The following is a 13,676-nucleotide window of genomic DNA, read 5'->3' as shown; positions in this document are numbered from 1 at the left end:
CCCCGCGCCCCTGACGGGGCGCACCGGGGTGCGGGCGTCCTACGCCCGCACCGTCAACCGGCGCTCCACGAGCGCCTTCCGGGTCGCGTACAGCGTGATGGACGCCGCAACCACCATCGCCAGCAGACCCAGCACCACGGTGCCGTCCCACCCGGCCGCCCGGTACGCGACAGCGCCGACGGCGCCGCCCACCGAACTGCCCGCGTAGTACGCGGTCTGGTACAGCGCCGAGGCCTGCGCACGGCCCGTCTTCGCCGTGCGGCTCACCGACGAACTCGCCACCGCGTGGCCCGCGAAGAAGCCGGCCGTGATGAGGATCAGCCCGGCCAGCACCGCCACCAGCGAGCCGCTCAGCGACAGCAGCAGGCCCAGCGACGTCGTGCCCAGCGCCAGGTACAGCGCACCCCGCCGGCCCAGCCGGCCCACCAGCTTGCCGGCCGCCGCCGACGAGGCCGTGCCGACCAGGTAGACCAGGAAGATCGAGCCCACGACGCCCTGCGGCAGCGAGAACGGGGCCGCCGCCAGGCGGTAGCCGATCACCGTGTAGACCGCGCCGAAGACGGTCATGAACAGCGCGCCGATCGCGTACAGCCGGCACAGCAGCGGGTCGGACAGGTGCGTCCCGAGCGTACGGGCCAGGTTGCGCACCGACAGCGGGGACGGCGTGAAGTGCCGGGCCCGGGGCACCAGGACGCGGAACGTCAGCGCGCACACCACCGCCAGTGCACCGACGGCCGCCAGGCCCGCCCGCCAGCCCCAGACCTGCGTCACCCAGCCGGCCAGGATGCGGCCGGTCATGCCGCCGATCGCATTGCCGGCCACGAACAGCCCGATCGCACCGACCAGCGCCTTCGGCCGTACCTCCTCCGCCAGGTACGCCATCGCCGACGCCGGCACCCCGGCCAGCGCCGCGCCCTGCACGGCACGCAGCGCGACCAGCCACCCCAGGCCGGGCGCCAGCGGCACCAGCAGCGCGAGCACCGCTGCGACGCACAGCGCCGCGGTCATCATCGTGCGCCGCCCGAAGCGCTCGGAGAGCGCGCTGAGCGGGACGACGGCGACGGCCAGTCCGCCGGTCGCGGCGGAGACGGTCCAACTCGCCTGATCCGGCGTCACGTCGAGGCCGTCGGAGATCGCGGGCAGCAGCGCCTGCGTGGAGTAGAGGAGGGCGAACGTGGCGACACCCGCGGCGAAGAGCGAGAAGCTCATCCGGCGGTAGCCGGGCCCGCCGGGGGTCAGCCGGGTGTCGGTGGAGGCGGCGGGGGACGACTGGGCAGAGGCATCCGGACGCACGATGGCGGCGGATGCCCCGGTATCAGCGGGAGGCATGTCTCAAACATTGCACCCTGCAGTTCATGCGTCCAATGCACAGAATGGCGATAATCGATGCTGTGCTGCATGAGCCCAGGTCAGCGCGGTCCCTGTCACCGCGCGGCAACGAAAAAGACATCCCTGCAACAGTCGACGTCGAGGCCGACTCGTGGGCGGCGACGCTCACTCCGCGCCTCGCGCAGTTCGTCGCCGTCGCCCGCCAGGAACACGTGACGCGCGCCGCGCACCAGCTGGACATGCCGCAGTCCACGCTCAGCCGCTCGATGGCCCGCCTCGAACACGACCTGGGCGTCGCGCTGTTCGCCCGCCACGGGCGCACCGTCTCGCTCACCGCCGCGGGCCGCGCCTTCCTCGCCTCCGTCGAGCGCGCGCTGTACGAGGTCGACCGCGCCGCCGAGACCCTGCGCGAGGACGCCGACCCCGCCTCCGGCAAGATCGCCTTCGGCTTCCTGCACACGATGGGTTCCGAGACCGTACCCGAACTCATCCGCGCCTTCCGCGCCGACCACCCGCGGGTGCGCTTCCAGCTCGTGCAGAACTACGGCGAGGCCATGCTGGAACGGCTCCGCGACGGCGGGCTCGACCTGTGCCTGACCTCGCCGGTGCCGGACGCGCCGGACCTGGTGGCGCGCCGGCTCGACGAGCAGAAGCTGCGGCTCGTCGTCCCCGACGACCACCGGCTGGCCGCCCGCAAGCGGGTGCGCCTCGCGGAGGCTTCGGCCGAGCTCTTCGTCACCCTGGAACCGGGGTACGGGCTGCGGCGCATCACCGACGCCCTGTGCGCGGAGGCCGGCTTCGCGCCGAAGGTGGCGTTCGAGGGGGAGGACCCGGAGACCCTGCGCGGCCTGGTGGCCGCGGGGCTGGGCGTCGCCCTGCTCCCACCGCCGGCCGTGCCCCGCCCCGGCATCGTGGAACTGACGGTCACGGCCCCGCGCGCGGTACGCGAGATCGGGGTGGCCTGGCTGGACGGCCACCCCGATACGCCGCCGGTTGCGGCCTTCAAACGGTTCCTGCTGTCCCGCAGGGGGCAACTCCTGCACCGGTGACGGGTTCGAAAGGGGCGCAGCCCCTTTCCCTCCCGCCGCAACGGCGAGCAATCACCGCCAACGTGCCCGGCGGTGCCGAACCCACGGTCAGTACCGCAGACTCTCCCCGAAGCCGGAGGCCAACGGCATGCGCAGCCCCAGCGGTGGCGGAGCCGCCAGTGCGTCCGTGAGGGGGCGGGCGTACGGGTGGCCGAACAGTGAGCCGCGGACGAAGTCGGCTGCCAGGGCCAGGACTTCGGGGCGGTGCTCGGCGAGCGTGTGGCCGTCCGAGTGGACCTCGAAGCGGCACACGTCGCGGTTGACCTTCTTCGCCCGCTCCGCCAGCCGGAACGACAGGTCCGGGTCCGTCCGTGTGTCGTTGGTGCCGTGCACCAGCAGCACCCGCCGCCCGGACAACTGCCGCACCGGGTCCGGGTCCAGCACCGCCTCCGGCTCCGGCAGCCACGGCGCCAGCGCCAGCACGGCCGTCACGGCCGGGTGCCCGGCCGCCCGCAGCGCGGCCCGGGCGCCCATGCCCGTACCGATCAGGCACACCGGTACGTCCCCGTAGCGCCGCGTCATCTCCTCCGCCGCCCACTCCACGTCGTGGACCGGGTCCGCGGAGGCGCCGTTCCAGCCCCGGTGGCGGTAGCGGACGACATGGGTGACGAGGCCGTCGGCCCCGGCCGCCCGAGCCAGCCGGCGGGCCAACGGCCGCTGCGCGGCGAGCGCGAGGGGCGAGGGGCGGCGCGCCCCGGCGGCCCGGCCCGCGGGCAGCAGCAGGGCCGCTGCGTGCACGGCGTCCTCGGCGGTCCCGTTGCCTCCGGGGCCGAGCGGCTTTCCGAGGCGGGGCGCCCCCGCCCGTTCTCCCGACAGCGCTTCCTGAGCCATGGCAGACAACGATGGCAGAAGGTCGGGCGGTGGCCACCCGGCCGATGGGTCACCGTTCCGTATCGTTCGCCGACATCTACGCGCGTAGGGGCTACAGTGCCGAAATGACGAGCGAGACGCACCCCCAACCGACCGCCCTGCCGACCCCGGAGCAGATCCGCCGCGCGCCGAAGGTGCTGCTCCACGACCACCTCGACGGTGGGCTCCGCCCCGGCACGGTCGTCGATCTCGCCCGCGCGACGGGCTACGACAAGCTTCCCGAGACGGACCCGGACAAGCTGGGCATCTGGTTCCGGGAGGCCGCCGACTCCGGTTCGCTGGAGCGCTACCTGGAGACGTTCGCACACACCTGCGCCGTGATGCAGACCCGGGACGCGCTGGTCCGGGTCGCCGCCGAGTGCGCCGAGGACCTCGCCGCGGACGGGGTCGTCTACGCCGAGGTGCGCTACGCCCCCGAGCAGCACCTGGAGGCCGGGCTCACCCTCGAAGAGGTCGTCGAGGCCGTCAACGAGGGCTTCCGCGAGGGCGAGCGGCGCGCCAAGGCCAACGGCCACCGCATCCGCGTCGGCGCGCTGCTGACCGCCATGCGGCACGCCGCCCGCGCCCTGGAGATCGCCGAACTGGCCAACCGCTACCGGGACTCCGGCGTCGTCGGCTTCGACATCGCCGGCGCCGAGGCGGGCTTCCCTCCCACCCGCCACCTGGACGCCTTCGAGTACCTCAAGCGCGAGAACAACCACTTCACGATCCACGCCGGCGAGGCCTTCGGCCTGCCGTCGATCTGGCAGGCCCTGCAGTGGTGCGGCGCCGACCGGCTCGGCCACGGCGTGCGCATCATCGACGACATCGAGATCGCCGAGGACGGCAGCGCCAAGCTCGGCCGGCTGGCCTCGTACGTGCGGGACAAGCGCATTCCGCTGGAGATGTGCCCGACCTCCAATCTCCAGACGGCGGCGGCGACTTCCTACGAGGAGCACCCGATCGGCCTGCTGCGCAAGCTGCACTTCCGGCTGACGGTGAACACCGATAATCGTCTGATGAGCGGCACCAGCATGAGCCGTGAATTCGAGCACCTGGTCAAGGCCTTCGCCTATTCGCTCGACGACATGCAGTGGTTCACCGTCAATGCGATGAAGAGCGCCTTCATCCCATTCGACGAACGCCTGGCCATGATCAACGACGTGATCAAGCCGGGTTATGCCGAGCTGAAGGCCGAGTGGCTGTTCCGTTAGGCCGCTGCCGGCAATCGCCTGACCTGTGACCCGTCGGTGGTTGTCGCCGCTCGCACAGGACAATCGAATACCGTGATATCGGCCGGGACTTCATTCAGTCCCGGCCGTGTCGTCTATTGCGGCCCACTCGTTCTCGTGGCTAGGTTGCAGTGCCGCTGCACATATCCCCGTTCCCTCGTCGCGAGGACAGAATTCATATGAAGCCAGGATCTCTCAGGGTTCTCGGTGCCGCCGCGTTCGGTGTTTTCGTCGCGGCCGCCGGGGCCGGTACCGCGTCCGCGGCCACCGGAGTCGTCGAGTCGGCCGCCGACACCGCCGTCACGGCGTGGCAGACCGTTCCCGCCGAGCAGGTGGGCAAGTTGGTGCCCGCGGGCGGCCCGGTCGTCCGCAGTGCGGACGAGGTGATGAACTCGCAGCTTCCGCAGCAGGTGGGCAGGGCGGCGGACCAGGCCATGGACAACAAGCTCGACCGCAATCTGCACCCCATGGACAACAAGGGCAACAAGGGCCTGCTCGGCCTGGTGCCCCCCGGGGTGATCCCGGCCAAGGGCCTCTCCCTCGGCCGCTGACGGCAGGACCCCGACAGCACGGCGCGGCGGCCGCGTACCCGGAGAACCCGGGCGCGCGGCCGCCGCGCTGTTGCGTGCAGCCGGCGGATCACCAGTCGGACTGCTTGCCGTCCCCCTCGGAGGGCAGCAGGATCCACAGGGCGAGGTAGAGCAGGAACTGCGGGCCGGGCAGCAGGCACGACAGCAGGAACAGCACCCGCATCGTCGTGCGGGAGATCCCGAACCGCCGGGCCAGGCCCGCGCAGACTCCGGCGATCATCCTGTTCTGACGGGGGCGGACCAGCGGGGCGGACATGACGGACTCCTCGTCGTAACCGGGTGGGGAACGTTTCCCGACAACCACCACGCTACGGTTGCGATCCGGAGCAAAGCGTCACTCTAGGGGGCGATCCCGACCCTGGGCATCGTAGGGGTCAGCCCCCGGTCCCGGTCCTCCCGGAGGAGGGTCCGCCGGGCGGCCGCATCCGCCGGAAGTCCACTCCCGGGCTTCGCCGTACGACCCCCGCCGGACCCCGCCCGCCTGCGCAGCCGCGCCCGCACCGCCGGAACCACCGCCAGGTGCACGAGCGTCACCCCCGCCACGTTCAGCAGCAGCGCGTCGACGTCCAGGATCTGCCCGGCCACGCCGCTCTGCACGACCTGGAGCGCCAGGGAGAGCATGGCGCAGGTGAAGACCGTGCGGACCAGCGAGCCCAGCGGCGACACGTCGAGCCGGCCCCCCGCCCACGGCAGCAGCACGCCCAGCGGCGCGTAGGGCACGACCCCCGTCCCTATGGCCCGGGCCGCGTCCCACGGGTCCATCGCCAGGTCGGCGCGGATCGTGGCCAGGGGCTCCAGGTGCACGGCGGTCACCCAGGGTGCGGTCAGCGGGCGCAGGGCGAGCCAGCCGAGCACGAGGAGGTATGCGGCCAGGAGGACGCAGCCCGCGACGCGGTAGCGGTATCGGAGGGCGGGCGTACCGCCATAGCCATGACGCTGCACGCCCCTACGGACGCCGCGCGCGGGGCGTGCGGTTCCGCCTGCCGGGCACGGAGAGTCAGCGTCGCGTCAAGAGACGGTGGTGCCGGTCCCGCGGATGCTCTCCGGGTGCGTGCGCAGTTCGTCGGTGCACTGGTAGCCCTTGGGGTCCTCGTCGCCGGGCCCGCCCAGGACCACGGTGCCCCGGCCGTCGGCCGCCGCGGTGCCCCCGAAGGTGCACACGAGTTGGGCCAGGGCCACGGCAGGCAGCTGGTCGGGGGCGATGTTCAGGCGCAGCGTCCCGGCGGGGTCGCCCTTGTGCGGGGCGCCGACGGTCACCCGGGCCTGGACGGACGTGGAGAATCCGGCCTCGTCCTCGGCGGGCGAGGGCTGCCGCCGCAGCTCCTCCAGGAGCACGGAGGCGGCCTGCACGGCGTCGCCGTCGGCGGGGAGCACGACCGCGCGCGTCACGGGCAGTAGCTGCGAGGTGCAGACCAGTTGGACGGACACGGTGACGCTTCCGGTGGGCAGCGCGTTCTGTGCGCCGGGGCGCACGACACAGGTCGCGCGCGACGGGGCACTGCCCGCGTCCACGGGGACGGCCGTGCCGCGGATGCCGCAGCCGGCGAGCAGGAACAGCCCGGCGGCCAGGGCGGCGGTACGGGCGGCGGTACGGCGGCGTCTCACTGCCCGCCCCCTTCCGTCGCGCTGCCGCCGTCCTCGCCGTCCTCGGTGAGGCTGGAGGCGTCGCGGGGCAGGGTGAGCGTGAAGACGGCGCCGCCCTCGGGGGAGTTGGCGGCGGTGATCTCGCCGCCGTGGATGTGCGCGTTCTCCAGGGCGATCGACAGGCCCAGCCCGCTGCCCTCGGAGCGCGGCCGGGAGGCGCTCGCCTTGTAGAAGCGGTCGAAGACGTGCGGCAGCACGTCCTCCGGGATGCCCGGGCCGTGGTCGCGCACGTCGATGCGCAGCGAGTCGTCCTCGGTCCGCACCGAGACCCGCACCGGGGAACCGCCGTGCTTGAGGGCGTTGCCGATCAGGTTGGCGAGGATGACGTCCAGGCGGCGCGGGTCGAGGCGGGACATGATGCCGCGCTCGGCGTCCAGTTCGACGGCGTCCAGCCAGGCACGGGCGTCGATGCAGGCGGTGACCTGGTCGGCGACGTCCACGTCGTCCAGGACCAGGCGGGCCGTGCCCGCGTCGAAGCGGGTGACCTCCATCAGATTCTCCACCAGGTCGTTCAGGCGCCGCGTCTCGCTGACCACGAGCTGCACCGCGGGCGCGATCATCGGGTCGAGGGAGTCGGCCTCGTCCTCCAGCACCTCGGTCACCGCGGTGATCGCGGTCAGCGGGGTGCGCAGCTCGTGCGACATGTCGGCGACGAAGCGGCGGCTCGCGGACTCGCGCGCGCTGAGCTCCTCGACGCGCTTCTGCAGCGCCTCGGCGGTCCGGTTGAACGTCCGCGAGAGATCCGCCAGTTCGTCGGTGCCCGAGACCTGCAGCCGGGTGTCCAGCTGGCCCTCGCCGAGCCGCCGGGCCGCCTCGCCGAGGCGCTGCACGGGCCGCAGCACCGTCGAGGCGGCGGCCTGGGCGAGCAGGGCGGAGCCGATCAGGGCCAGGCCGGTGGCGATGCCGAGCGACCAGGCCAGCGAGTTGAGGTCGGCGCGCTCGTTCTCCAGGGACTTCAGCAGGTACCCGGTCGGCCCGCCGCCGATCACCTTCGCGCCGCCCACCAGATAGGGCTTCCCGCCGAGCGTGATCCGCTGCCAGTACAGGTGGTACGGGTACGGGTTCGAGTCGTCCACCCGGCGCTCCCGGTTGACCGCCGTGACCAGGGTCTGCGGCACGACCTTGAGCGGGAACAGGTCGCGGTCGGACGGCGCGGCGCAGTCGGCGCCGCCCTTGACCTTGCCGATCAGCAGCACCTCGTACTTCTGCGAGGTGGCCGCCATCCGGTCCGCGGCCTCCTGCAGTTCGGGGCAGGTGGGCAGCAGCGGCAGGGAAGCGGTGTTGTCCTGGAGGGACTTGCGGAAGTCGTCCAGGGCGGCGTTCTGGGTCCGGGTGAGGACCGCGTCACGGTTGAGCCAGTAGGCGATGGCGGACGCCGACACCGCGGCCGCCAGGGCGACCAGCGCGAAGACGAGCATCAGCCGCAGCCGCAGGCTGATCCACCGCACGCTGAGCTTCAGCACGTTCCTGGCCGCGGCCCAGCCCCGTACCCGACCGGGCTTGTCCGTCACTGTGCGCTCTCTGTTTTCTCGGTCGTGCTCTCGTTCACTGCGGGGCGTCCAGGCGGTAGCCGACGCCGCGGACCGTGCGGATGAGGGTGGGGGAGGACGGCACGTCCTCCACCTTGGCGCGCAGCCGCTGGACGCAGGCGTCCACCAGCCGGGAGTCGCCCAGGTAGTCGTGCTCCCAGACCAGGCGCAGCAGCTGCTGCCGGGACAGCGCCTGCCCCGGCCGGCGGCTCAGCTCCAGCAGCAGCCGCAGCTCGGTCGGCGTGAGCTGGAGGTCCTGGCCGTTCTTGGTGACCGTCATCGCGGAACGGTCGATCATCAGCGAACCGAAGGTCGCCGAGTCGCTGGACTCCCGCTCGCCCCGGCGCAGCACGGCCCGGATCCGGGCGTCCAGCACCCGGCCCTGCACGGGCTTGACCACGTAGTCGTCCGCACCCGACTCCAGGCCCACCACGACGTCGATGTCGTCGCTGCGCGCGGTGAGCAGGATGATCGGCAGCTGGTCGGTGCGGCGGATCCGGCGGCACACCTCGAAGCCGTCGATCCCGGGCAGCATGACGTCCAGCACGATCAGGTCCGGCCGCTGCTCGCGCAGCAGCTTCAGACCGTCCTCGCCGCTCGCCGCGGTCACCACACGGTGACCCTGGCGGGACAGCGACATTTCGAGGGCCGTGCGGATGGCGTCGTCGTCCTCGATCAGCAACAGGAAAGGCACGGTGGTCATTCTGGCCTAAGAGTGGCCGGTAGTTCGACAGACGGATCCTGTCACGACCCCGGCTTCGCCTGTTGCAGGGCTGTGACAGTCGGCGGACAGCGCGATGAAACTGGCCCGGCAGGCTGTGATGCACCGGGCAAGACCAAGGTCCGGGAGCACTACCGGACCGGCCGGCTCCACGACGGGGGGCACGAGATGAACACCCTGCACAGCTCGACGACCAGCGCAGTTCGCACGCGCCTGCACGACGCCGGCAGGGGTTCGGAGAAGTCCGGTGCCGTGGGGGGACGGGGGTGCGCTCGTGGCACCGGACGCGTCCGGCCGCCGTACATGGTGGCTGTGGATGCAATCGCGTACGGGGAGAAGCCTGCTGCGGCGGCCGATGTCACCGACATCACGGGGGGACGCCGGCAGAGCGCTTCGCGGACGGAGGCCGAGTTCACCGCCTACGTCCAGGAGCGCCGGGCCTCCCTGTACGCGACCGCCTACCACCTGACCGGCGACCGGTACGAGGCCGAGGACCTGCTGCAGAGCGCGCTGTTCTCCACGTACCGCGCCTGGGACCGGATCACCGACAAGGCCGCGGTCGGCGGCTACCTCCGCCGCACCATGACCAACCTGCACATCAGCGCCTGGCGCCGGCGGAAGCTCAACGAGTACCCGACCGAGGAGCTCCCGGAGACCGTCGGCGAGCACGACGCGATGCGCGGCACCGAACTGCGAGCCGTCCTCTGGCAGGCGCTGGCCCGGCTGCCCGAACTGCAGCGCACCATGCTCGTCCTGCGCTACTACGAGGGCCGCACGGACCCGGAGATCGCGGAGATCCTGGACATCAGCGTCGGCACGGTCAAGAGCAGCATCTGGCGCTCGCTGCGCCGGCTGCGCGACGACGAGGCCATCGCCAACGGCCGCGCCGTCGAGGAGTGCTTCGGGGAACTGGTCGCCTGAGAGACCTGGGGACAACGGGGGACACGGGGGAAAACGGGGGGAACCACAGAGGGGGGAACGGGGGAAAGGGAGCGGGCGGGCAGCCGGGGGGTCTGCCCGCCCGCTCCCGCGTTCACGCCCCCGTGACGGTGGCGGCGGGCGCCGCATCCGGTACCGCGTCCGGCACCGCCTCGCGCACCGGCCCCCGCCGGCCCGCGGCCGCCGCGGCGATCCGGCCCATGGCCGTCTCCCCGCCGCAGGCGAAGGCGCCCAGCGCCGTCTGCCGCGCCACGATGCCGCGCTCGCTGCGCATCAGCCGCAGCCCGCGGCGGAGCAGGTAGAGCACGGGCTTGCGGGCCTCGCGCAGATCACGCACCAGCCGGCGCCGGAAGGTCGTCGAGGGACGGCCGCGCAGGCACAGCGCGTCCGCCAGCACGCCCAGCTCCCGGCAGCGGACGATGATGTCGGCGGCGAAGATGCCCTCGGCGATGAACAGCGGCGTGCGGCCGATGTCGAGCACGCTCGTCCCCGTCCGCGAGCTGGTGGAGATGTCGTACACCGGGACCGCCGTCCGGGACGTGCGGCACAGCTCCTCGACGGCGGCCACGGCCGCGTCCGCGTCCCACGACAGCGGCGAGTCCCAGTCGGTGCCCGAGCCGTCCGCGAGCAGCGGCAGCGTGGGGTCGTCGCCCTCCTTGTAGAAGTCGTCGAGGTTGAGCACGGGCAGCCCGGTACGGGCGGCGAGGGACGACTTTCCGGAACCGGACGGGCCGGTCAGCAGGACGACGCGCGGATGGCAGGAGGAAGTCACGGGACACCAGTGTGACGCATTGGGCCGAATGGGGGATCCCCCCGGGTCGGGACGTGCGCGAAGCGTCATCACTCCGATACGTTCCGTTGCCAATCGCTGACGTAATTCTCCGACCCGGCAGGTGGTCATGGCCTCCCACGCACGGCACGCACGGCACGCCCGTACCGTGCCCCATCCCCCTCCGCCCTTCGCACGCAATCTGGTGCGCGTGGGGCTGACCGTTTCCGCAGGCGCCGCGCTCGTCGCGGGCAGCGCGGCCGGCGCCAGTGCCGCGGGCGCGGGACAGGCGCGCGCCCAGTTCGGCCGTACCGACGTCCTCGCGGCCGTCGAAGGCACCCACATCGCCCTGGAGAAGTCGCTCGAGGGCCTGACTCCGGTGCTCAAGAACCTCCCGACCGACCCGCTGGCCAACACCGGCGTCGACCCGCTGGACAACGGCGCCCGCACACAGGTCGCCGACTTCAAGCCCGTGGGCACCTCGCTGGCCACCGACCCGCTCGCCAAGGGCGGCCACGTGGGCGACCTGCCGGTGATCGGCGCCGCGGCCAACCTGCTGCCGGCAGCAAGCGGCTCCTGAGACCGTCCGTACGTCTGAGCCCGTCCGTACGGACGACGACGGCGGCTCCCCTGCAGGGGAGCCGCCGTTGCGCGTGTGCGGGGCCGGGCAGGCCGTCAGTAGGAGGAACCGCCCGCGCCCAGCGAACCGGTCGGGTGCCAGACGGTCTTGGTCTCCAGGAACGCCGTCAGGCGCTCCGTGCCCGGAGTCGCGGACCAGTCCACAGGCTGTGGACGGAGCACGCGCTTGAGGTTGTCCGCCGCGGCGAACTCCAGCGCCTTGGCCAGCTCGGCGTCCGCGCCGGCCAGGTCGATCGCGTTGACGTCCTGGTGCGCGGCGAGCGACGGAGCGATCTCCGCGGCCTTGCCGGACAGGATGTTGACCACGCCGCCGGGCAGGTCCGAGGTGGCCAGCACCTCGCCCAGCGACAGCGCCGGCAGCGGCGAGCCCTCGGAGGCGATCACGATCACGGTGTTGCCGCCGGCGATCACCGGGGCGATCACCGACACCAGCCCGAGGAACGACGACTCCTGCGGGGCCACGACGGCCACGACGCCGGTCGGCTCCGGGGAGGAGACGTTGAAGAACGGCCCCGCCACCGGGTTCGTGCCGCCCACGACCTGAGCGATCTTGTCCGTCCAGCCCGCGTACCAGACCCAGCGGTCGATCGCCGCGTCCACCTGGGCGGCCGCCTTGGACTTCGACAGGCCCTCGGCATCGGCCACTTCGCCGATGAACTGGTCGCGGCGGCCCTCCAGCATCTCGGCGATGCGGTAGAGGATCTGGCCACGGTTGTACGCCGTGGCGCCCGCCCAGCCGCCCGCGGCCTTACGGGCCGCGACGACCGCGTCCCGCCCGTCCTTGCGGGACGAGAGCGGCGCGTTGGCGAGCCACTTGCCCTTGGAGTCGGTCACCTCGTACACCCGCCCGCTCTCGGACCGGGGGAACTTGCCCCCGACGAACAGCTTGTAGGTCTTGAGAACGCTCAGCCGTGCATCAGACATCGAGGTACGCCTCCAGACCGTGGCGGCCGCCCTCGCGGCCGAAGCCCGACTCCTTGAAGCCGCCGAACGGCGAGGTCGGGTCGAACTTGTTGAACGTGTTGGCCCAGACGACGCCCGCACGCAGCTTGCCCGCGACGGCGAGCATCCGCGAACCCTTCTCCGTCCAGATGCCGGCGGACAGGCCGTACTGCGAGTTGTTCGCCTTCGCCACCGCCTCGGCCGGGGTTCGGAACGTCAGCACGGACAGCACCGGGCCGAAGATCTCCTCGCGGGCGATCCGGTGCGCCTGGGAGACGTTCGTGAAGAGCGTCGGCGCGAACCAGTAGCCGGACGAGGGCAGTTCGCAGTCCGGGGCCCAGCGCTCGGCACCCTCGGCCTCGCCGCTGTCGGCGAGGGCCTTGATGCGGGCGAGCTGCTCGGCCGAGTTGATCGCACCGACATCGGTGTTCTTGTCGAGCGGGTCGCCGACGCGCAGCGTGGACATGCGCCGCTTGAGCGCGTCCAGCAGCTCGTCCTGGATCGACTCCTGGACCAGCAGGCGCGAGCCCGCGCAGCAGACCTGGCCCTGGTTGAAGAAGATGCCGTTGACGATCCCCTCGACGGCCTGGTCGATCGGGGCGTCGTCGAAGACGATGTTGGCGCCCTTGCCGCCCAGTTCGAGCGTGACCTTCTTGTCCGTGCCGGCGACGGTACGGGCGATCTCCTTGCCGACACCCGTGGAACCGGTGAAGGCGACCTTGTCGATGCCCTCGTGCGCGACGAGCGCGGCGCCCGTCGAGCCGTCGCCGGTCAGGATGTTGACGACACCCTTGGGCAGGCCGGCCTGGCGGCAGATGTCCGCGAAGAACAGCGCGGAGAGCGGGGTCGTCTCGGCGGGCTTGAGGACCACCGTGTTGCCCGCGGCCAGCGCCGGGGCGATCTTCCACGCCAGCATCAGCAGCGGGAAGTTCCACGGGATGACCTGGCCGGCCACGCCCAGCGGGCGGGGGTTCGGGCCGAAGCCGGCGTGGTCCAGCTTGTCAGCCCAGCCCGCGTAGTAGAAGAAGTGCGCGGCGACCAGCGGGAGGTCCGCGTCGCGGGTCTCCTTGATCGGCTTGCCGTTGTCCAGGGTCTCCAGGACGGCCAGCTCGCGCGAGCGCTCCTGGATGATCCGCGCGATGCGGAACAGGTACTTCGCGCGCTCCGAGCCCGGCAGCGCGGACCACTTCTCGAAGGCCTTGCGGGCGGCCTTGACGGCCGCGTCCACGTCCTCGGCCGACGCCTGCGCGACCTCGGAGAGCACCTCCTCGGTCGAGGGGGAGACGCTCTTGAAGACCTTGCCGTCCGAGGCCTCGCGGAACTCGCCGTCGATGAACAGCCCGTAGGACGGGGCGATGTCGACGACCGCGCGCGACTCGGGAGCCGGTGCGTATTCGAAAGCCAT

At 72.2% G+C, this 13,676-nt stretch carries 15 protein-coding genes; 5 read left to right on the top strand and 10 right to left on the bottom strand.

Features of this window, described 5'->3' with window-relative positions:
* Positions 1–39 precede the first annotated feature (39 nt).
* Positions 40–1,329 carry an MFS transporter gene (locus tag ACMATS_RS14820; RefSeq protein WP_390776202.1) on the bottom strand — a complete coding sequence of 430 codons (1,290 nt, stop codon included), beginning with the start codon at positions 1,327–1,329 and terminating at the stop codon, positions 40–42.
* 62 nt (positions 1,330–1,391) lie between these two features.
* Here ACMATS_RS14820 and ACMATS_RS14815 point away from each other — a divergent pair, with 62 nt between their 5' ends.
* A complete protein-coding gene (locus tag ACMATS_RS14815; protein ID WP_390776778.1) occupies positions 1,392–2,378 on the top strand; it encodes a LysR family transcriptional regulator in 987 nt (328 codons plus the stop codon).
* An 87-nt stretch (positions 2,379–2,465) separates the two neighbouring features.
* Here ACMATS_RS14815 and ACMATS_RS14810 read toward each other — a convergent pair whose 3' ends face one another.
* Positions 2,466–3,248, bottom strand: coding sequence for an alpha/beta hydrolase (locus ACMATS_RS14810; protein ID WP_390776203.1), 783 nt, complete (start codon positions 3,246–3,248; stop codon positions 2,466–2,468).
* Between the two features lie 104 nt (positions 3,249–3,352).
* Here ACMATS_RS14810 and ACMATS_RS14805 point away from each other — a divergent pair, with 104 nt between their 5' ends.
* Both ACMATS_RS14805 and ACMATS_RS14800 read left to right on the top strand, forming a co-directional pair.
* Entirely contained in the window at positions 3,353–4,480 is a 1,128-nt protein-coding gene (locus tag ACMATS_RS14805) for an adenosine deaminase (protein ID WP_390776204.1), read from the top strand.
* A 197-nt stretch (positions 4,481–4,677) separates the two neighbouring features.
* Positions 4,678–5,049, top strand: coding sequence for a hypothetical protein (locus tag ACMATS_RS14800; RefSeq protein ID WP_391152343.1), 372 nt, complete (start codon positions 4,678–4,680; stop codon positions 5,047–5,049).
* Between the two features lie 88 nt (positions 5,050–5,137).
* Here the strand turns inward: ACMATS_RS14800 and ACMATS_RS14795 are convergent, their stop codons facing one another.
* From ACMATS_RS14795 to afsQ1, 5 genes are all read right to left on the bottom strand, one after another.
* Positions 5,138–5,344 carry a PspC domain-containing protein gene (locus ACMATS_RS14795; protein WP_390776206.1) on the bottom strand — a complete coding sequence of 69 codons (207 nt, stop codon included), beginning with the start codon at positions 5,342–5,344 and terminating at the stop codon, positions 5,138–5,140.
* A gap of 83 nt (positions 5,345–5,427) precedes the next feature.
* Positions 5,428–6,030, bottom strand: coding sequence for a VanZ family protein (locus ACMATS_RS14790; RefSeq protein WP_391152346.1), 603 nt, complete (start codon positions 6,028–6,030; stop codon positions 5,428–5,430).
* A gap of 66 nt (positions 6,031–6,096) precedes the next feature.
* A complete protein-coding gene (locus tag ACMATS_RS14785; RefSeq protein WP_414168140.1) occupies positions 6,097–6,693 on the bottom strand; it encodes a hypothetical protein in 597 nt (198 codons plus the stop codon).
* Entirely contained in the window at positions 6,690–8,243 is a 1,554-nt protein-coding gene (locus ACMATS_RS14780) for an ATP-binding protein (protein WP_390776209.1), read from the bottom strand. The genes ACMATS_RS14785 and ACMATS_RS14780 overlap by 4 nt, the downstream gene beginning before the upstream one ends.
* Positions 8,244–8,277: 34 nt before the next feature.
* Positions 8,278–8,955 carry a two-component system response regulator AfsQ1 gene (afsQ1, locus tag ACMATS_RS14775; protein WP_336416172.1) on the bottom strand — a complete coding sequence of 226 codons (678 nt, stop codon included), beginning with the start codon at positions 8,953–8,955 and terminating at the stop codon, positions 8,278–8,280.
* Positions 8,956–9,150: 195 nt separating this feature from the next.
* Between afsQ1 and ACMATS_RS14770 the strand changes: the two genes are divergently transcribed.
* Entirely contained in the window at positions 9,151–9,903 is a 753-nt protein-coding gene (locus ACMATS_RS14770; protein ID WP_390776210.1) for a SigE family RNA polymerase sigma factor, read from the top strand.
* Positions 9,904–10,015: 112 nt separating this feature from the next.
* Here ACMATS_RS14770 and ACMATS_RS14765 read toward each other — a convergent pair whose 3' ends face one another.
* Complete coding sequence (locus ACMATS_RS14765; RefSeq protein WP_390776211.1) at positions 10,016–10,762, bottom strand: uridine kinase; 747 nt, start codon at positions 10,760–10,762, stop codon at positions 10,016–10,018.
* 139 nt (positions 10,763–10,901) lie between these two features.
* On the opposite strand from ACMATS_RS14765, the gene ACMATS_RS14760 reads away from it, so the two are divergent.
* A complete protein-coding gene (locus ACMATS_RS14760) occupies positions 10,902–11,270 on the top strand; it encodes a hypothetical protein (RefSeq protein WP_414168139.1) in 369 nt (122 codons plus the stop codon).
* 95 nt (positions 11,271–11,365) lie between these two features.
* Here the strand turns inward: ACMATS_RS14760 and ACMATS_RS14755 are convergent, their stop codons facing one another.
* Positions 11,366–12,253 (bottom strand): aldehyde dehydrogenase family protein, encoded by an 888-nt coding sequence (locus ACMATS_RS14755; protein ID WP_390776213.1) that lies wholly within the window; start codon positions 12,251–12,253, stop codon positions 11,366–11,368.
* Positions 12,246–13,676 (bottom strand): aldehyde dehydrogenase family protein, encoded by a 1,431-nt coding sequence (locus ACMATS_RS14750; RefSeq protein WP_390776214.1) that lies wholly within the window; start codon positions 13,674–13,676, stop codon positions 12,246–12,248. The genes ACMATS_RS14755 and ACMATS_RS14750 overlap by 8 nt, the downstream gene beginning before the upstream one ends.

Origin of the sequence: Streptoverticillium reticulum (assembly GCF_047456005.1) — a bacterium.
Taxonomy (GTDB): Bacteria; Actinomycetota; Actinomycetes; order Streptomycetales; family Streptomycetaceae; genus Streptomyces; species Streptomyces reticulum.
This window is presented reverse-complemented; position numbering and strand designations above follow the sequence as displayed.

Coding starts and splice junctions, on each gene's coding strand:
- ACMATS_RS14800 (WP_391152343.1), top strand. CDS start 4,678: ATGAAGCCAGGATCTCTCAGGGTTCTCGGTGCCGCCGCGTTCGGTGTT.
- ACMATS_RS14795 (WP_390776206.1), bottom strand. CDS start 5,344: ATGTCCGCCCCGCTGGTCCGCCCCCGTCAGAACAGGATGATCGCCGGA.
- ACMATS_RS14750 (WP_390776214.1), bottom strand. CDS start 13,676: ATGGCTTTCGAATACGCACCGGCTCCCGAGTCGCGCGCGGTCGTCGAC.
- ACMATS_RS14765 (WP_390776211.1), bottom strand. CDS start 10,762: ATGACGCTTCGCGCACGTCCCGACCCGGGGGGATCCCCCATTCGGCCC.
- ACMATS_RS14810 (WP_390776203.1), bottom strand. CDS start 3,248: ATGGCTCAGGAAGCGCTGTCGGGAGAACGGGCGGGGGCGCCCCGCCTC.
- ACMATS_RS14805 (WP_390776204.1), top strand. CDS start 3,353: ATGACGAGCGAGACGCACCCCCAACCGACCGCCCTGCCGACCCCGGAG.
- ACMATS_RS14820 (WP_390776202.1), bottom strand. CDS start 1,329: ATGCCTCCCGCTGATACCGGGGCATCCGCCGCCATCGTGCGTCCGGAT.
- ACMATS_RS14770 (WP_390776210.1), top strand. CDS start 9,151: ATGAACACCCTGCACAGCTCGACGACCAGCGCAGTTCGCACGCGCCTG.
- ACMATS_RS14755 (WP_390776213.1), bottom strand. CDS start 12,253: ATGTCTGATGCACGGCTGAGCGTTCTCAAGACCTACAAGCTGTTCGTC.